This window comes from Micromonospora sp. NPDC047134, assembly GCF_040643455.1.
Classification (GTDB): Bacteria; Actinomycetota; Actinomycetes; order Mycobacteriales; family Micromonosporaceae; genus Micromonospora.
In genome coordinates, this window is record NZ_JBEYUI010000006.1 from 82,265 (window position 1) to 100,350 (window position 18,086).

At 72.4% G+C, this 18,086-nt stretch carries 16 protein-coding genes; 1 reads left to right on the plus strand and 15 read right to left on the minus strand.

Annotation, left to right across the window (positions count from 1 at the left end):
- Positions 1-75: 75 nt before the first annotated feature.
- The 15 genes from ABZ795_RS10575 to ABZ795_RS10645 form a co-directional block, all read right to left on the minus strand.
- Complete coding sequence (locus ABZ795_RS10575; RefSeq protein WP_357530102.1) at positions 76-3,030, minus strand: LuxR C-terminal-related transcriptional regulator; 2,955 nt, start codon at positions 3,028-3,030, stop codon at positions 76-78.
- Positions 3,031-3,145: 115 nt separating this feature from the next.
- Positions 3,146-3,757 (minus strand): TetR/AcrR family transcriptional regulator, encoded by a 612-nt coding sequence (locus tag ABZ795_RS10580; RefSeq protein ID WP_357530103.1) that lies wholly within the window; start codon positions 3,755-3,757, stop codon positions 3,146-3,148.
- A 45-nt stretch (positions 3,758-3,802) separates the two neighbouring features.
- Positions 3,803-5,038 carry an acyl-CoA dehydrogenase family protein gene (locus ABZ795_RS10585; RefSeq protein WP_357530104.1) on the minus strand — a complete coding sequence of 412 codons (1,236 nt, stop codon included), beginning with the start codon at positions 5,036-5,038 and terminating at the stop codon, positions 3,803-3,805.
- 1 nt (position 5,039) lies between these two features.
- Positions 5,040-5,858: an SDR family oxidoreductase gene (locus ABZ795_RS10590; protein ID WP_357530105.1), complete on the minus strand. Its 819-nt coding sequence runs from the start codon at positions 5,856-5,858 to the stop codon at positions 5,040-5,042.
- A gap of 64 nt (positions 5,859-5,922) precedes the next feature.
- On the minus strand, positions 5,923-7,203 hold the full coding sequence (locus tag ABZ795_RS10595) for an ABC transporter substrate-binding protein (protein WP_357530106.1): 1,281 nt from the start codon (positions 7,201-7,203) through the stop codon (positions 5,923-5,925).
- 58 nt (positions 7,204-7,261) lie between these two features.
- Positions 7,262-8,296, minus strand: coding sequence for a branched-chain amino acid ABC transporter permease (locus ABZ795_RS10600; protein ID WP_357530107.1), 1,035 nt, complete (start codon positions 8,294-8,296; stop codon positions 7,262-7,264).
- A 68-nt stretch (positions 8,297-8,364) separates the two neighbouring features.
- Complete coding sequence (locus tag ABZ795_RS10605; protein WP_357530108.1) at positions 8,365-9,243, minus strand: branched-chain amino acid ABC transporter permease; 879 nt, start codon at positions 9,241-9,243, stop codon at positions 8,365-8,367.
- A gap of 18 nt (positions 9,244-9,261) precedes the next feature.
- Positions 9,262-9,981 carry an ABC transporter ATP-binding protein gene (locus ABZ795_RS10610; protein WP_357530109.1) on the minus strand — a complete coding sequence of 240 codons (720 nt, stop codon included), beginning with the start codon at positions 9,979-9,981 and terminating at the stop codon, positions 9,262-9,264.
- On the minus strand, positions 9,981-10,763 hold the full coding sequence (locus tag ABZ795_RS10615; RefSeq protein WP_357530110.1) for an ATP-binding cassette domain-containing protein: 783 nt from the start codon (positions 10,761-10,763) through the stop codon (positions 9,981-9,983). Before ABZ795_RS10615 ends, ABZ795_RS10610 begins: the two co-directional genes overlap by 1 nt.
- Before the next feature lie 74 nt (positions 10,764-10,837).
- Complete coding sequence (locus ABZ795_RS10620) at positions 10,838-11,944, minus strand: acyl-CoA dehydrogenase family protein (RefSeq protein ID WP_357530111.1); 1,107 nt, start codon at positions 11,942-11,944, stop codon at positions 10,838-10,840.
- Positions 11,941-13,098 carry an acyl-CoA dehydrogenase family protein gene (locus ABZ795_RS10625; RefSeq protein WP_357530112.1) on the minus strand — a complete coding sequence of 386 codons (1,158 nt, stop codon included), beginning with the start codon at positions 13,096-13,098 and terminating at the stop codon, positions 11,941-11,943. Before ABZ795_RS10625 ends, ABZ795_RS10620 begins: the two co-directional genes overlap by 4 nt.
- 120 nt (positions 13,099-13,218) lie before the next feature.
- Positions 13,219-14,049, minus strand: coding sequence for an alpha/beta hydrolase (locus ABZ795_RS10630; RefSeq protein ID WP_327027149.1), 831 nt, complete (start codon positions 14,047-14,049; stop codon positions 13,219-13,221).
- A 162-nt stretch (positions 14,050-14,211) separates the two neighbouring features.
- Entirely contained in the window at positions 14,212-15,453 is a 1,242-nt protein-coding gene (locus ABZ795_RS10635) for a glycosyl hydrolase (protein ID WP_357530113.1), read from the minus strand.
- Between the two features lie 95 nt (positions 15,454-15,548).
- The gene (locus tag ABZ795_RS10640; protein WP_357530114.1) at positions 15,549-16,970 is read right to left on the minus strand and encodes an NAD(P)/FAD-dependent oxidoreductase; all 1,422 of its coding nucleotides are present in this window, start codon (positions 16,968-16,970) and stop codon (positions 15,549-15,551) included.
- 134 nt (positions 16,971-17,104) lie between these two features.
- Positions 17,105-17,308, minus strand: coding sequence for a cold-shock protein (locus ABZ795_RS10645; RefSeq protein ID WP_327026447.1), 204 nt, complete (start codon positions 17,306-17,308; stop codon positions 17,105-17,107).
- Positions 17,309-17,737: 429 nt separating this feature from the next.
- Between ABZ795_RS10645 and ABZ795_RS10650 the strand changes: the two genes are divergently transcribed.
- Positions 17,738-18,031, plus strand: a complete 294-nt coding sequence (locus tag ABZ795_RS10650; RefSeq protein WP_357530115.1) for a hypothetical protein — start codon at positions 17,738-17,740, stop codon at positions 18,029-18,031.
- Positions 18,032-18,086: the final 55 nt, after the last annotated feature.

Below are 18,086 nucleotides of genomic sequence, written 5' to 3' on the forward strand. Positions count from 1 at the left end.
GCTGCGACCAGGCAGCCCGCCGCACTCAACTGGCCGCCGACAAAGCGCTGATGGCACGCTGCGTCGGTCGCGGCCTCAGCCCAGCGCGCGGGCCAGTTCGGTACGGGAGCGGATGCCGAGTCGGTGGTAGATGTTGCGCAGATGGTGGTCGATGGTCCGGGTGGACAGGAACATCTGCATGGCTACCTCCCGGTTGGTGGCGCCGGCGGCGACCAGTTGGGCGATGCGCAACTGTTGACCGGTGAGCAGCCGCACCGCCTGCCGGTCCGGCGTACCGACGGACTCCCCCGCCGCGCGTAGCTCCACGGTGGTCTGCCGTGCCCACACGTCGGCACCGAGCAGGACGAAGGTCTGCCGGGCCCGGTGCAGGTGGTCGCGGGCGTCGCGGGGTCGGCGGTTGCGGCGTAGTTCCCGGCCGTAGAGCAGTTCGGTGCGGGCCCGTTCGAAGGCGGCGGCGTCGGCCGGGTGCAGGCACAGTGCTCGCTCGAAGTGCTCCTCGGCTTCGGCGCTGCCGCGCGGGGCCAGCAGCGCGTGGCAGCGGGCCGACAGCGCTCGGCGCAGCGGGCTGGCGGTGCTGCCTGCCCAGCGGTCGAAGACGGCGAGTGCGGCTCGGGCCCGGGCGGTCCTGCCGTCGTGGGCGGCGGCTTCCACCAGGTGGGGGGTGGCCATCACCTGGACGAGCACCTGGCCGCGTCCGGTGCCGGGTCGGGCCAGCGTGGCCAGCCGGTCGACCGCGTCGGCGTACCGGCCGTCGACCAGGTCCAGCACCCCGAGGGCCCACTGGGCGAGGGCGTACGGGCGGCTGCCGGGTGCGGCGGTGTCGCCCAGTTCGGCGACGTGGCCGAGGCAGGCGTCGTGGTCGGCACGCACGGCCGACAGCACGGCGAGCAGTCCGAGGTGTACGCCGGCGGTGGCGTGCTGTCCGGCGGCTCGGGCCACCCGCAGTCCTTCCCGGCAGCTTTTCGCTGCGGCGTCGTGCCGGCCCAGCCAGTATTCGCTCATCGCCCGCAGTTCCAGCGCCCTGGGCAGCAGTGACACCTCGCCTCGGTCGGTGGCCAGGTCGACGGCGTCCTCGGCGAGTCGGTACGCCGCAGCGTCGACCGCGACCAGCAGACCGGCCGCGGCCGCACCGGTCAACGCGGTCGGGGTGACTGCGGCACCGGTCAGCCGGCCACCGAGGGCCACCGCCCGGCGCAGCAGCGGGCCGCCGTGGGCGTGTTCGCCGCGCAGGGTGGCGGCGACCCCGGCGACCAGGGTGGTCAGCAGGTCTACCCACGGTGGATCCCCGTCGCGGTGAAGTGCCTGCACCCGGCGGGCCACCTCGGCGTAGCGGTAGTGGTCGCCGGAGAAACAGACGGCCTCACCCGCGCGCACCAGCGCGACCAGCGCCGATTCCCGGTCGATGTCGGCCAGCGCGGTGGCGGCGGTCAGCAGGGTCGACAGGGCGGTCGAGGCGCGCCCACAGCGCAGGTGCATCTCACCCCGCAGCAGCTCCGCCAGGCCACCCGTGGCAGCGGTCACCGGCGGGTCAATGGCGCTGCGCCCGGTCGACGCGGGTGCGGCAATCGGCAGGCCAGGGACGCTACAGCCGGTCGACGCGGGTCGGGGAATCGGCAGGCCGACAGCGCTGCGGCCGGTCGGCGCGGCCGGGGTCATCGGCAGGCCAGCGGTGCGGCAACCGATCGGCTGGGGTGGCGGTGCGCCGGTCGCGTCGGCGACCCGGTGCAGTAGCGCCTGGGCGCGTTCGGGTTGTCCCGCCTGCCAGGCGTAGCGGGCCGCGGTGACCTGCCGGGCGGTGGCGAGCGCCGGGTCGTCGCTGAGTTCGGCGGCCCGGGTCAGCGCGGTCGCGGCCACGGACCGGTCCTGGTGGGCTGCCGCCGCCTGCTCCAACTCGGTCGCCAACGCCGGATCATGCCCGGCGGTCACCGTGGCTTGATGCAGGGCCCGGCGCAGCCGGGAGCCGGGGCCGTCGAGGACGGCGGCGAGCAGCAGGTGGGCGTCGCGGCGGGCGGCGACGGAGGCGGTCGCCTCGATCATGCTGCGGGCCAGGCGTCGGGGAAAGTCGGCGCCACCGGGTGTGGTGATCCGGATCAGTCCGGCGGCCTCGGCGGGCGCCAGTGCCTCGACGCCGCTGCCGGCGGCGCGCAGTGCGCGGCCCAGGGTTAGCGGGTCCACGGCGGCGGCCCGGCCGGTCGGGGTCGGGTTGGCGGGGTCGGCTGCGGCGATCGCGGCCAGCAGCAACGCGCCTCGGGTGTCGCGTGGCAGGCGGGCCAGCACGGCGCGGTAGGTCCGGCCCAGGACCCCGTCGGCCGGGGGCATCGTCGGCAGGGGTTCCGCGCCGCACCACTGGCCGGGGGTGAGTGAGTCCGCCAGGTCGACCAGGGCCTGGGGGTTGCCGCAGGCCAGGCCGCCCATGGCAGCCAGCACCGGCTCGGGCGGGGGTGGCCCCGGGCAGCGGGCGGCCAGCAGGGCGAGGCTGTCGGTACGGTCCAGCGGCAGCAGGCGGTGGCCGGGTATCGCCTGCGCCGCCGTGTCGGTGGCGGAGGTGAGCAGCAGCACCACCGGCAGGTGGGCGAGCCGCCGGGCCACGAAGGTCAGCACCTGGGCGGTCGGCACATCCCCGGCGTCGAGGTCGTCCATTGTGCACAGCAGCGGACCGGCGTGGGCAGCGCTGGCCAGCAGTCCGAGGACGGCGGTGGAGAGGATGAGCCGGTCTTCCTCGGGGCAGCCCTCGCCGGCCAGGGCGCGGCACAGCACCTGCCGCTGCCGTTCGGGCAGCGCCTCGGCGTGGTCGAGCACGGGGTCGAGCAGGCGCTGCAATCCGGCGTAGGGCAGCGTCGCCTCGTCGGCCAGGCCAGCGGCGGCGAGCAGGCGGCGGCCTGCGCGGTGGCGGTGGGCGTACGCCAGCAGGGCGGTGCGCCCGGCGCCGGGTTCGCCGTGCAGCAGGAGCGCTCCCCCGGCCGGTGCGGCGAGCAGCGACCGGATCTCCCGGCACTCCCCCTGCCGGCCCCGTAGCACTTCTATTTGCACTGCTGATGCACTAACCATGCATCGAGTCTCGCCTATTGGGCAGCGCTTGAAAAGAGGCAAACTGCAACACTGCGGAAACCAACCCGTCAGGACACCCTGCGGGCCGGCGTCCCCCTCAGCCCTCGCCCACCTGCATCAGCAGTGCGCCGACGGTACGGGCCATCACCGCCCGAGCGGCGTCCACCCCCAGCCCTAGGCTGTCGCGCAGGGTGGACCAAACCGGCCAGGTGCTGGCCGCCACCACCGAGTTGATCACCTGTTCCCGGGCCGGGCCGGCGCGGTCGAGTTCCTCGGCGAACAACTGCTCTACCTCGTCGCGTACCCGGGCGATGTGCTTGAGCCGGTTGCGGCGCAACTGGGCGGAGTGGGGTTCGCGCAGTTGCGCCGCCCGCGCCGAGGGGGCGATCAGTTGCAGCAGCTTGGCCCGCTGCCGACAGAAGGCGTCGACCCGTTTGGCCAGCGGCAGGGTGGGCGAGATCGGCCGCCAGGCGGCATCCTGCTGGCGGAGCAGTTCCGCACCGCTGGCCTCGAACAGGGTCTCCATGTCCTTGAAGTTGGTCCACAGGGTGCGCAGGGAGATGCCGGCCCGTTCGGCGATGCGCTCCCCGGTCGGCCGCAGGTCACCCTCGGTGATGAGCGCCAGATGGGCCTCCACGATCGCCGCCCGGGTACGCTCCGCCCGCGCGGTACGCCCGTCGATCCGACCGGCCGCCTCGGCACTGACCATCCGCGCCCGTCTCCTCACCGCTGTGTTTCCTCGTGCCAGCCGAGTCTAGACGCGCGTCGGTTCGGCATCCGCGTCCCGATACCGGCGCAGTTCCCGGCGGGCCAGGGACTGCCGGTGCACCTCGTCGGGGCCGTCGGCGATGCGTACCGCCCGGGCCCGGGTCCAGAGCCGGGCCAGCGGGGTGTCCTGGCTGACCCCGGCCGCCCCGTGGGCCTGCACCGCCCGGTCGATGATCCATTCGACCGTCTCCGGCACGGCGATCTTGATGGCCTGGATCTCGGTGTGGGCGGCCCGGTTACCGACGGTCTCCATCAGCCAGGCGGTCTTGAGCACCAGCAGGCGGGCCTGTTCCAGGCGGACCCGGGCCTGGGCGATCCAGTCCCGCACCACCCCCTGCTCGGCCAGGGGCGCACCGAAGGCGTGCCGCTGGCTGACCCGTCGGCACATCAGCTCGGCGGCCCGTTCCGCCATGCCGAGCAGCCGCATGCAGTGGTGCACCCGACCCGGACCGAGCCGGGCCTGCGAGATGGCGAAGCCGGAACCCTCCGCGCCGATCAGGTTGGTCACCGGCACCCGTACGTCGATGAAGTCGATCTCCGCGTGGCCGCCGTGGTCGCTGTCGTCGTACCCGAAGGCCGTCATGCCTCGGCGGACGGTGACTCCCGGGGTGTCCCGTGGGATCAGGATCTGGCTGTGCTGCTGGTGCCGGGGGGCGCAGGGGTCGGTGCGGCCCATCACGATGAAGATCGCGCACTGCGGGTCCATCGCCCCGGTGACGAACCACTTGCGGCCGTTGACGACGTACTCGTCGCCGTCACGTTCGATGCGGGTGGCGACGTTCGTGGCGTCCGAGGAGGCCACGGCCGGTTCGGTCATCGCGAAGGCGGACCGGATCCGGGCGTCGAGCAGCGGGGTGAGCCACTGCTCGCGTTGCTGCGCGGAGCCGAACTGGGCCAGCAGTTCCATGTTGCCGGTGTCCGGGGCGGCGCAGTTGAGGGCCACCGGGGCCAGCCACGGACAGTGTCCGGTGATCTCCGCCAGGGGCGCGTACTGGAGGTTGGTCAGGCCGGCGCCGTGCTCGCCGGGCAGGAAGAGGTTCCACAGCCCGCGTCGCCGCGCTTCGGTCTGGAGTTCGGCCACCACCGGGGGGACCCGCCACGGCTCGCCCGGCTCCCGGGCCTGGGCCTCGAAGACCGGCTCGGCCGGGTAGACGCATTCGGTCATGAAGTCGCCCAGCCGCTCCCGCAGCCGCTCGGTGGTGTCGTCGTAGCGGAAGTCCACCTCAACCCTTCCCGTCCGGTTCGCCTTCGGTCTGTTGCTGGAGACGGTTCATCCCGCGCAGCCAGCGGTCCGGGTCGGCGGCCCGATTGGCGTACCAGGCGGCGACCTCCGGGTGCGGCAGGACGAGGAACCGTTCGTCGGTCAGGGCCGCCAGCACGCAGTCGGCCACCTGGTCGACCGTGACGGCGGTGGCCTCCAGCAGGGCACTGCCCATGGCGTCCGCCCCGGCCAGCATCGGGGTGCGGACCCCCTGGGGGCAGAGCACCTGCACCACCAGGCCCCGGTGGGCGTAGGTGGCCCGCAGCCACTCGGCGAAGCTGACGGCGGCGTGTTTGGTCACCGCGTACGGCGCGTTGCCGAGCATGGTCAGCAGGCCGGCGGCCGAGGCGGTGACCAGCAGCCGCCCTCGCCCGGCGGCCAGCCAGGAGGGCAGCAGTTCCCGGGCGGCGTACACGTGGGACATCAGGTTGATCCGCCAGGCCCGCTCCCAGCCGGCGTCGGTGTCATCGGCGGGCACCACTCCGGCGTTGGCGCAGTACAGGTCTACCCGGCCTAGCCGTCGGCGGGCCAGGTTCACCAGTTCGGCCACTGCGGCCGGGTCGGCGGCGTCACCGGGGCAGGCGTACCCCCCGATGCGCTCGGCCACCCGCTGCGCCGCCTCGGCGTCCAGGTCGTTGACGATCACCTCGGCACCGGCGGCGGCGAACCGCTCGGCCAGGGCCGCCCCGATGCCGGAGCCCGCGCCGGTCACCACCACGGCCGCCCCGGGCAGCCGCAGACCGGAGGTGGTGGGGTCGGGGGGTCTGTCGCCGGTGGGCATGGTCCTCCGTCCCGGGTAGGGCCTGGCCCGCACCCCCCGTTGGAGTGCGGACCAGGCGGGCGGCTCAGGCGGTCGGTACCCCGTTGGCCGGTGGGGTCACCGGCGCGACGGTGTACTCCTGGACCGGTCCGTCGTTCTCGTCGGTCTCGTAGGTCGGCCCGAAGAAGCTCTGCTTGCCCTCGGTGACCCGGGTCAGCCGGCCACCGCCGTAGCCGGAGTGGTCGGTGGCGGAGAAGCGCAGCGGCGCCACCCCCGGACCCTGGTAGCCGCCCTTGCGTACGGCCTCGATCAGCGACTGGCGGGTCAGGTCCTTGCCGGCGGCCTGGAGCGCCTGCACGAACAGGTAGCCCACCGCCATCCCGTAGACGCTGTTGCCGTCGAACTCCGCCCCGCTGTTGTGCTCAGTGTTGATCTTGTTGAACAGCTGGATCCAGGGGTTCTCGGTGTCGGTCTGCATCGGCAGATAGTTCAGGCCGACCATGCCCTCCAGCAGCCCGGCGGCGTCGCCGAGTTGCCGGGCCAGGGTCGGGTGGTCACTGCCGACGTTCGACACCACCCACTGGGGGCGGTAGCCCAGCCGGGCGGCGGTGCCGACGGACAGGGCGGTGAAGCCGGGCACGGTGGCGAGGATGACGACCTCGCAACCGGCCTCCTTGAAGGCGCCGATCTGGGGGGCGACATTGGTGTTGCTGGTCACGTAGGTTTGCTTGGCGGTCACCCCGCCGGCACCGAGCACCTTCTCCACCCCGACCAGGGCGTCGCGTCCGAAGTCGTCGTCCTGGCCGAGGAAGCAGACCTTGCTACCCGGCATGGTGCTCTTGACGTGGGTGGCCAGGATCTTGCCCTCGACGGTGTAGTCCGGGTTGAAGCCGAAGGTGTTCGGATACTTGTCGGGCTGGTCCCAGCTGCGGCTGCCGGAGGCCACGAAGAGGTCCGGCACCCGGTTGCTGTGCAGGAAGTCCAGCACACCGGTGTGGGTCGGGGTGCCGAGCCCGTTGATCACGGCGAAGACCTTGTCCTGGAGGACCAGCTGCCGCACCACCTGCTGGGTGGTGGCCGGGTTGTAGCCGTCATCCATGATCTTGTAAGTGATCTTGCGGCCGTGCACTCCCCCGTTGGCGTTGACGTAGTCGAAGTACGCCTTCGTCGCCGGGGCGATCTTCGAGTAGCCGGCGGAGGCCGGTCCGGTGAGCGGCATGTGGGTGCCGACGACGATCTCCGTGTCGGTGACCCCGGGAACCGGCTCCCCGGAACCGGGAGCGTCGTCCGCGCCGCAGGCGGTGAGGCCGAGCAGCAGGGTGAGGGTGGTGGCGATCACGAGACCGCGCCGTGCCGTGGTTCGCATGGGACACCGACCTTTCATCGGTCCGGTTGTGCGAGATGGGTGGGTGGGGGTGGGACGGTCACGACCGCCCGACCGGCCGGCGGGTGCGCAGCCGGTGGGTCAGCCGGGACAACAGACCCTGCACACCGCCGGGTGCGGCGATCATGACCACGATCAAGGTGGCCCCGAAGATCGCCAGCGGAAGGTTGCCCTCCAGCCGCTGCGCCGCCGCCGGTGACAGGGTGAACAGGTTCGTAAGCGAGTGGGTCAGGTCGGGCAGGGCGACCAGCAGGAGGGCGCCCCACACCGCACCGGCGAGTCGGCCCAGACCGCCGATGACGACCGCCATCAGCAGGAACAGCGACAGGGTCAGACCGAAGGCGCCGGGTGACACGCTCTGGGCCAGCACCGCCAGCAGGGCGCCGCCCAAACCGGCCCCGGCCGCGCTGACCACGAAGGCGATGACCTGGGTACGGGCCACATGGATGCCGGCCAGGCGAGCGGCCACCTCGTCGTCGCGGACCGCCCGGAACAGGCGGCCGTACCGGCTGCGGACCAGGTTGGCCAGCACCACCAGGCAGAGCAGGGTGGTCCCGGCGGCCACCCAGAGCTGCCACCGCTCGTGCGGGAAGTAGAGCCCCAGGCTCTCCGGTGCGGGCGCCACCGGCACCGGCAGGCCCTGCTCGCCGTTGAAGACGCCGTCCAGGGTGACCGTCAGGGCCGGCACCACCACCGCCACGGCCAGGGTGAGCCCGGCCAGGTAGGGCCCGCGTAGCCGGGCGGCGGCCACCCCGACGACCAGCCCCACCACGACGGTGACCAGCACCGCCGCCGCCAGCGACCCGATCAGGGTCAGCCCGGAGGTGACCCCCCGGTCGAAGAAGGCGGCCTGGCACAGGGCGACCGTGTATGCCCCGGTGGCCATCAGCGCCCCGTGCCCCAGCGACAGCTGCCCGCAGAGTCCGGTCAGGATGGTCAGCCCGGCGGTGGCGCAGAGGTAGGCGGCCACCGTGGCCAGTTGGAAGTTGCGGTACGAGTCGAGCTGGTAGCTGACCACCAGCACCGCCAGCCCCACCCCCGCCGCGACGAGGAGGTGCCGGAGCAGGGTCGGCATCGTACGGCCGGAACGGAGGGCTTCGGAGGCACGGACTCGGCGGGGCGGGGCCGAGGCCCGGGTGGCGCTCACACCTGCCTCGCGGTGACCGGGGCGAACAGCCCACCGGGGCGGACCAGCAGCACCGTCAGCAGCAGGGCGAGCACCGCCAGCGGGATGAGGTCTCCCCCGGCGTACCCGCTGACGTAGGAGAGCAGCAGGCCGACCCCCAGGCCACCGACGACCGCGCCGGGTGGGCTGTCCAGCCCGCCGAGCACCGCGGCGGTGAAGGCGGAGACGAAGACCAGGTCCATCGCGTGCGGGTGCAGGCCCAACTCGGTGGGGATGACCAGCATCCCGGCCAGCGCCCCGACCCCGGAGGCCAGGGCCCAGCCGAGGGTGAGCATCCCGCCGACGTTCACCCCGAGCAGCCGGGACACCTCCGGGGCGAAGGCCGCCGCCCGCATCCGTAATCCGATCGCGGTCCGGGTGAAGACCCAGACCAGGGCCGCCCCGACCACCCCCACGGCCGCGAAGACGAACAGGTCGTACGGGGACAGCACGGCCGTCCCGCCGACCGTCAGTGCGGTACGACTGAAGGGGGTCTGGGCGGGCAGGTACTCGTTGCCGTAGACCATGCCGAGGATCGCCTGGATCAGCAGCACCATGCCGAGGGAGACGATCACCGGGTTGAGGGGTGAGCGGTGGTCCACCAGCCGCATCACCGCCACGTCGACCAGGGCCCCGAGCAGCAGTCCGGCCAGCAGTGCCGCGGCGAAACCCAGCCAGTAGGAGCCGGTAGCGGCGGTGACGCTGTAGGCGACGTAGGCAGCGGCGACCGCCATCGCCCCCTGGGCGAAGTTGACGATCCGACCGGCGCGCCAGATGAGCACCAGGGCCAGTGCGAACGCGGCGTAGACCGCGCCCCTCGACAAACCGTCGAGGGTGAGGAAGAGGAAGCGGTCCACGGTCCTCCCAGCCTTCTTTCAGAATCCGAGGTAGGCGTGGCGCAGGTCGGTGTCGTCACGCAGCCGCTCGGCCGGGGCGGCCAGGACGACCCGGCCCAGCGACATCACGATGCCCTGGTCGGCCACGGCCAGGGCGCTACGCACGTTCTGCTCCACCAGCAGCACGGTCAGCCCGGTGTCGTCGCGCAGTTGGCGCAGCAACGCCATGGTCTGCGCCACCACCCGGGGGGCAAGGCCGAGGGAGGGTTCGTCCAGCAGCAGCAGGCGAGGGCGACCGACCAGGGCCCGACCGAGGGCCAGCATCTGCCGTTCGCCGCCGGAGAGCTGGTGGCCGAGGTGTCGCCGCCGTCGGGCCAGTGGCTCGAACAGCTGGTAGACCTCGTCCAGGGCGCGGGCGGCGTCGCCGCGATCGCGCCGCCACAGGGCACCCAGGCGCAGGTTCTCCGCGACGGTGAGTTCGCCGATCACGCCGCGCCCCTCCGGCACGTGGGCCACCCCCCGGCGGACCAACTGCTCCACCGGGGTGCCGCGCAGGTCCCGCCCGTCGAACAGGATCCGGCCGGCGGTCGGGCGCAACATGCCCGACAGGGTGCGCAGCAGGGTGGTCTTGCCGGCGCCGTTGGCACCGATCACGGCGGCGATGGTGCCGGCGGGCACCGTCAGGCCCACCTCGTGCAGCACCGGCACCGGGCCGTAGCCGGCCGCCAGGGCTTCGACGGCGAGCAGGTCGGCGGCCACTACGCGGCCTCGTCCACGGTCGCGCCGAGGTAGGCGTCGACCACGGCCGGGTCCTCCCGGACCGCCTCGGGTGGCCCGGCGGCGACCACCCGTCCGAAGTCGAGCACCACGATGCGGTCGCAGACCGCCATGACCAGGTCCATGTGGTGCTCCACCAGCAGTACGGCACAGGGGTCGGCGGCCCGGTGCGGCAAGCTCCGGATCAGCTCCGCCAGGGAGTCCACGTCCTCGGCTCCGAGGCCGCCGGCCGGTTCGTCGAGCAGCAGCAGGCGAGGTCGGGCGGCCAGCGCGCGGGCGAGCCCCACCCGCTGGCGTACGGCGAAGGGCAGGGTGCCCGGCATGGCGTCGGCGTACTTCTCGATGCCCAGCTCCGCCAGGACGGTGCGGGCGTGGTCGCGCAGCCGGCGCTCCTCGCGGTCGCTGCGGGGCAGCCCCAGCAGGGCCGGCAGCAGGCCGGTGCGGGCGGTGTGGGTGGCCCCGGTCATCACGTTCTCCAGCACGGTGAGCCCACCGAAGAGGCCGGTGGCCTGGAGGGTGCGGGCGATGCCCAGCCGGGTCAGCCGGTGCGGTCGGGGCCGCAGGGGCCGACCGTCGAGGGTGAGGGTGCCGGTGTTCGCGGCGACGAAGCCGCACACCACGTTGAACAGGGTGGTCTTGCCGGCCCCGTTGGGACCGATCACCCCGACCACCTCACCCGGACCGACCTCCAGGGAGACCTCGTCGAGGGCGGTGAGGCCGCCGAAACGGACGCCGACCTGGTGCAGTGCGAGACCCGCCGCCATCTACCCGCCCCTCGCCGCACGGCCAAACTTATTACACTGGGAGTGTACGTTTCTCGCGTGTTTCGTCAACACCTTCAATGTCGTTGTTCAGCCGGTGGGGCGGGCAGATCGACCATTCGGGCGAGGGCGGCCCGGTGCCGGTCGGCGGTACCGAAGCCGATCGCGGTGCTCTTGGCCCGCTTGAGATACAGGTGCGCCGGGTGTTCCCAGGTGAAGCCGAGTCCACCGTGCAACTGGACGCAGACCTCCGCTGCCCGCACCGCCATCGGCCCGCAGTACGCCTGGGCCAACGCGGCGGCCAGGGAGGACTCCGCGTCGGCCGCGCCGAGCCGGTCGGCCGCGTACCGGGCCACCGCCCGGGCCTCGGTCAACTCCACCCAGAGGTCGGCCAGCCGGTGCTTGACCGCCTGGAAGGAGCCGACCGGGCGGCCGAACTGGTGACGTTGCCGCACGTAGGCAACGGTCGTGTCCAGACACCACTGGGCCAGGCCCACCTGCTCGGAGGCGAGCAGGGCCGCCCCGGCGGTCAGCGCCGCCGTCACCGCCTCGGCGGCGGCCACCCCGGTGGCTACCGGTCGGGCCGGGGCCCCGGTGAACTCGATGTCGACAAGCGGCCGGGTGGCGTCCAGCGACACCACCGGGGCCAGCCGCACGGCCGGATCGGCGGCCTCGACGACGTACAACCCCTCACCGGCGGGAACCAGCAGCAGGCCCTCCGGCACAGCGTCGACCACCCCGGACACCGAGCCGGACACAGTGGGTCCGGGGCCGACCTTCAGCGGGTCGCAGCGCGTGTCGGGGGCGGTGGCGAACCCGACCGCCAGGGTCAGCTCGCATTTGGCGGTGGCCACCTGGCGCAGCAGGGTGTGCTCCCCGCAGGCCAGCAGCGCCCGGGTGGCCACGACCGTGCCCAGGAAGGGCACCGGGGCGACCGTCCTACCCAACTCCTCCAGCACCACGGCGACCTCGCGGAACCCCGCCCCGGCCCCCTCGTACTCGGTGGGCACGGCCAGGCCGGTGACCCCCAGCTGGTCGACCAGCCGACGCCACAACCCCAGGTCGTACGGGTCCTCGCCGTCCACGGCGGCCAGGGTCCGCTGCCAGGGGGCGTACGCGGTCAGCAGGGCCCGGACGCTGTCGCGCAGGGCCTCCTCGTCGGCGTCGTAGAGCAGGTCGGTCAACGGTCCCTCCGGGGTTCGGTGGGTAGCCCGAGCACCCGCTCGGCGATGATGGTGCGCAGGATCTCCGAGGTGCCGCCCTCGATGGAGTTGCCCCGGGCGCGCAGGTAGCGGTAGGTCGCGGTGCGGCCCAGCAGGTCGGGTTCGACCGGGCGGTGCATCGTCCAGTCGTCGTGCCGCAGCCCCTCGGCCCCGCGCAGCTCCACCTCCAGCCCGCTGATCTGCTGGCTCAGTTCGGCGAAGGAGAGCTTCACGGCCGAACCCTCCGGGCCGGGTTCACCGGCGGCGATGAGTTGGCGCAGCCGCAGCGCGCCCAGCCGGGCGGCTTCGGCGCGTACCCAGGCGTGCAGGACCTCCGCGTGCAGACCGGCGGTACGCAGGTCCGGCCGCTGCCGCCACAGCTGGGTCAGCACCCCCACCATGCCGCCTTCCCGGGGCAGGGGTCGCCCGCCGATGGCCACCCGCTCGTTCATCAGGGTGGTGCGGGCGATCGGCCAGCCCTGCCCTACCGCGCCGATGCGGTGGGCGTCGGGTATCCGGACCCCGGTCAGGAAGACCTCGTTGAACTCCGCCTCCCCGGTGATCTGCCGCAGGGGGCGTACCTGCACCCCGGGTGCGGTCATGTCGCAGACGAAGTAGGTCATGCCGTGGTGCTTGGGCGCGGCGGGATCGGTACGGGCCAGCAGGATCGCCCAGCGCGCCTGGTGGGCCAGGGAGGTCCACACCTTCTGCCCGTCGACCACCCAGTCGTCGCCCTCGGGCACTGCCCGGGTGCGCAGGCTGGCCAGGTCGGAGCCCGCCTCGGGCTCGCTGAACAGTTGGCACCACACCTCCTCACCGGTCCACAGCGGTCGCAGCCAGCGCCGGCACTGGGCCTCGGTGGCGTGCCGCAGCAGGGTGGGGGCGGCCATGCCGAGCCCGATGCTGTTGCGCCGGGGCCGGTTGTCCGGTGCGCCGGCCGCGGCGAAGGCCTCGTCCACCACGGGTTGCAGGTGCGCCGGGGCGCCCAGACCACCGCGACCGGGCGGGTGGTGCACCCAGGCCAGCCCGGCGTCGAAGCGGGCGCGCAGGAAGCCGGTGCGATCACCGGCCGGGTCGTGCGTCCGCAGGAACGCGGCGACCAGCCCGCGCAGCCCGTCAGCGGTATGGTCGGACACTCACCACCTCCAGCATTTCTGCACTGTCGATGCAATATACGGCCGCCGGTCCTCGGGACGGAAGACCGGCGGCCGAAGGATCCGGGGCGGCCTGCGTCACGGCCGCCCCGGAAAGACCCGTCAGTGCGGGCAGGTGTTGCGGTACTCCTCCACCGCCGAGCCGCTCGGGCCCGGGCAGAGGAACTGGTCGTAGCGGGTGTCGTCGTCGACGAACCGCTTCAGCCAGGACACCATCTGCTTGGCGGTGGGGGTGTTGACCGTGTTCGGGAAGAAGTGGCCCTCGTTGTTGAGTTCCAGGTACGCCTTCTCCGCCGAGGCCGGGATGCTGTTGTAGAACGGCTCGGAGTGCGAGGCGACCGAGGCGACCGAGTCGGTCTCACCGCCGATGATCAGGGTGGGCACCCGCAGGTTCGACCAGTTCTTGGTCAGGTTCCACGGTGCCAGCGGCACGGCGGCCTGCAACGACGGCCGGCTGGCCGCGGCCTCCAGGCTGCCGCCGCCGCCCATCGAGTGACCGGCCACGGCCAGCCGACTGGAGTCGATGCGGCTGCGCACCGAGCTGCGCTCGGTCAGGTAGTCCAGGGCGGCCAGCAGTTGCCGACCCCGGCTGCTCGGCTGGTCCAGGCGGGTGATGGTGTCGATGCCGATGACCACGAAGCCGTGCGAGGCGATTCGCGGACCCAGCCAGTCCAGGCTCGACCAGGAGGCGGTGTAGCCGGGCGAGATGGCCACCGCGCCGAAGGTGCCCGCGGTGGTGGTCGTCGGGTAGTAGATGACGCCGCCACCGAAGCCGCTCACCAGCGAGGAGACGTTCGTCGACGAGGTCGCGAAGGGGCCACGGGTGGCCTCCAGGATCGCGTGGGTCGGCGCCGGGCCCCGCTCGTACGGGTTGGCGGCCTGGGCAGTGGAGGAGGTGGCGACGACGCCACCGGCGGCCATGACGGCGACCATCGCCAGCCGGGCCAGGAGGGTGAGGGAACGGGGACGGGTGGTGGTGGTGGATCGCACGTCGGATACTCCCTTGGGTTTGGAGTGGTATCGACTGCGATCAGTGTTTGCGGCGTGGTGTCGACCCCGCATCGGTAGAATCACCAGTCACCCGCCCCGCGCGGGCTAACCGCCCCCCACCATCCGGTAGGCCGCACCCGCCTCGGTGAGGGTGCCGTCCTCCCGGTACAGACCGTGCGCCGCGTGCTCCCCGGTGGCCGGCAGGGCGAACCAGGCGTACCGCTCGACGTACGGGGTGGCCTGCAACGCGGCCGTCGCCTTGTCGATGAAGGTGACGAGTTGCTGCGGGGAGGGGTGGCGGGGTGCCCCCTGGCTGAAATCAATCAGGCCGAACTCGGTGATCCAGATCGGCAGCCGGTAGCGTTCGTAGACCGCGTGCACGTACTGCATCAGGTGGTTCGCCGCCTCGTCGCCGAAGTCCGAGCCGTACCAGTGCAGGGCGATGAAGTCCACCCGCAGTCCGCGTTCCCGAGTGCCGGCCAGGAAGCGGTCCAGCCAGCCGCCCGGGGTGTCGGCGCCGAAGGCGACCGCCGGGCTACCCAGCCGCATCCCGGTGTCCTGAAGCCGGGGCCACAGGTCCAGGGCGTGCTCCACCGACATGTTCGCCTGCCCCGGCAGATCCGGCTCGTTGAAGCCCAGCAGGGTACGCCCGGAGCGTTGGACGGTGGCCAGGTCGGCCTCGGTGACGAAGGTGGCACCCCAGATCATCGGCACGAACTCGGCCCCCGCCGGCACGTCATCGTCCGAGGTGGACCAGTCGTAGTACCAGGTGGCACCCACCTGGCGGATTCCCTCGCCGCCGGACGGGAAGGCCCAGGTGGCCACCCCCTTCTTCGCGGCCGGCCCGGTGACCTCCGGCCGTCCGCCCGCCGCCCAGGCCTGGGTGACCGCCCCGGAACACTCGCGGATCCGCAGCGCCGTCCCGGTGGCCGCGCCACCGGAGGCGTCCAGACACTTGCCGGACCCGGTGTTGATCAGCTTCCCCTGGTCCAGCAGCCAACTCTGCGCCGGCGTGCCGTTGCAGTCCCACAGTTGCACCCGGGTGCCGTCGTCATGAAGGCCGCCGGCCACGTCCAGACACTTGCCGAGCGCGCGCAGGGTGCCCTGGCGCCCCGCCCCGACCCAGTTCTGGGCGGCCGTGCCGTTGCAGTCCCACAGTTGGACCGTGGTGCCGTTCTCCGTCTGGGACCACTGGACGTCGACACATTTGCCGGCCACCCCGACGATCGGCGCGCTGCGGTCGGCCCGCGCCGAGGGTACGGCCGTCAGGCCCACCAGAATCGCCCCGCAGGTAAGGATCGCGCCTACCCACACGAGCCGTCTGCGGCTCACCCAACGTGAGATCATGAACAGTGCTCCTAGAAATCCGTGGCTGGTCGCGGGTACCACGACGGGCACCCCGCCCCGGTTCACCGATACGCGCCACGTTTTCCAGGGACACCTCAGCGGCCGTACGCCTCCAGGAGCCGCAGCCACACCTCGCTGACGGTCGGGTACGCCGGCACCGCGTGCCACAGCCGGTCCAGCGGGACCTCGCCGACGACGGCGACGGTAGCGGCGTGGATCAGCTCCGCCACGTCCGGACCGACGAGGGTGACCCCGACGATCACCTTCCGGTCCTCGTCGACGACCATCCGGGCCTGCCCCTGGTAGCCGTCCGCGTGCAGGGTGGCCCCGGCCACCCGGCCCAGGTCGTAGTCCACCACCCGGATGCGCAGCCCGGCCGCCTCGGCCGCCGCCGCCGTCAGGCCCACCGCCGCGACCTCCGGATCGGTGAACACCACCTGGGGTACCGCGCCCTCGTCGGCCGTGGCAACGTGCCGGCCCCACCGGCCGTCCTCGACCTTCTCCCCCTTGGCCCGGGCCACGATCACGTCGCCGACCGCGCGGGCCTGGTACTTGCCCTGGTGGGTCAGCAGGACCCGCCGGTTGACGTCACCGCCGGCGTACAGCCAGCCTCCGCCGTCGAGGACCCGCATGGTGTCGTCGACCGGCAGCCAGTCGCCGGGGGTCAGACCCACCGTGTCGAGGCCGATGTCCCCGGTGTTCGGGGTACGGCCGATCGCGATCAGCACCTCGTCGGCCTCGACCCGCTCACCCCGGGTGGTCTCGATGTGGACGGTTCCGCTGTCGTCACGGTGGACGGCCACGGCCTCCGCGTCGAGCTGGACGGTGACCCCGGCCTCGCGCAACGACTCCACGACCCGGTCGGCGGCGAACCGTTCCATCGACGGCAACACCCCGCTGCGGGCCAGCACGGTCACCGAGGACCCCAGGGCGGCGTACGCGGTCGCCATCTCCGTGGCCACCACCCCGCCGCCGATGATGGCGAGTCGGCGGGGCACCGACCTGGCCGAGGCGGCTTCGCGGCTGGACCAGGGTGCCGCCGCAGCCAGGCCCGGAAGGTCCGCCATCCGGGAGCTGCTGCCGGTGGCCACCACCACGGCGTGCCGGGCGGTCAGCCTGGTAGTGGCACCGTCGGCCCCGGTCACCTCGACCACCTTGGCGGAACTGATCCGGCCATGCCCTCGGTGCAGCACGATCCCGGCCGACTCCAACCAGGACACCTGGCCGTCGTCGCGCCAGTGCGCGGCAACGGAGTCCCGCCGGGCCAGCACGGCCGCCGAGTCCAGGTCTCCCGTCACCGCCTCCCGGGCACCGGGCACCTGGCGGGCCGCACGCAGCGCGGAACCGCTGCGCAGCAAGGCCTTGGTCGGCATGCAGGCCCAGTAGGAGCACTCCCCGCCGACCAGTTCCCGTTCGACGATGGCGGCGGTCAGTCCGCCCTGCACGACCCGGTCGGCGACGTTCTCCCCCACCGGCCCCGCACCGATCACGACGACGTCGTACTCCCACTCGGTCATGTCAGCTCCCCTTCGCAGCACGGCCGAGGCGGATCGCCGCGACGAGGAAGAAGATAGCGCCGGGGATGGCGTACGGAGGAACGCCGAACGGCGGCCTGCTGAACCAGTCAGGCCGCCGTTCGGTGAAGCGTGGATCAGAGTGCGCGGATGTCCGCCGCCTGCGGGCCCTTCGGGCCCTGGGTGATCTCGAACTCGACGCGCTGGTTCTCATCGAGGCTCCGGAAGCCGCTGGCCGAGATCGCCGAGAAATGGGCGAAAACGTCGGCGCCGCCGCCGTCCTGGCTGATGAAACCGAAACCCTTGTCACCGTTGAACCACTTCACGGTACCAGTAGCCATGTCTGCTCCTTCGCAGGCTGGTGGAGACCACACTGTGCGGCCTCACGTGCCGCTGCGTTGATAACCCGCGTCGGGAACGACACGAAAACGAAAAAAGCACCTGAACGGGTTTTGGTTAACCCATCAGGCGCCGAAACGTCAAACGGAAATCAAAACTGCAACGAGGCAACCGTAGCACAGAATTTGACGAGGTGCGGGCCACTCGCCGCTGGAGCCCGCGGGGTGAGGGCGGCTGACAGCACAGCGACAGCGGGTGATGGGCGTAGAGTGGAGGGGTAGACGACCACCGGCACCTCGGACGCACTGCCGGGTAACGCCACGTTGCGGGCGACGACCAGCGATGTCGTGAGGCAACCCATCGGAGGTCTGGCTGACCTCCAGTTGCGGGTCCCGCCATTTTCGGGCGGCCCTCCGGCACAGGAGAAGGAAATGACTCTCGCATTGGCCCCATCCACGGTCTCTTCCCCGGAGCCGCGCAAGCCCGTCAAGAACCTCCGCGAAAAGGGGGCGGAAAGCTTTCACTCCGCGCTCACCAAGGTGTTGACCACCGCCCTGGAGAATGCTCTTGAAGCGGGCGACCACCCGAAAGCAATCAGCCTGATCAACCGCGGCTTCGCGGAGGGAAGCGCCCAGCTGGGCTGTGATCTCCTCTGCCGGGCAATCGCCGTCGTCGGTACAGCCCGGACCTGGACCGTACAGCTCGCACCCCTGCGGTCACCGTAGTTCCCCGACCGGGACGACCCGCCGCTCACCGGCTAGGGATCTTTCGTCGAGACAG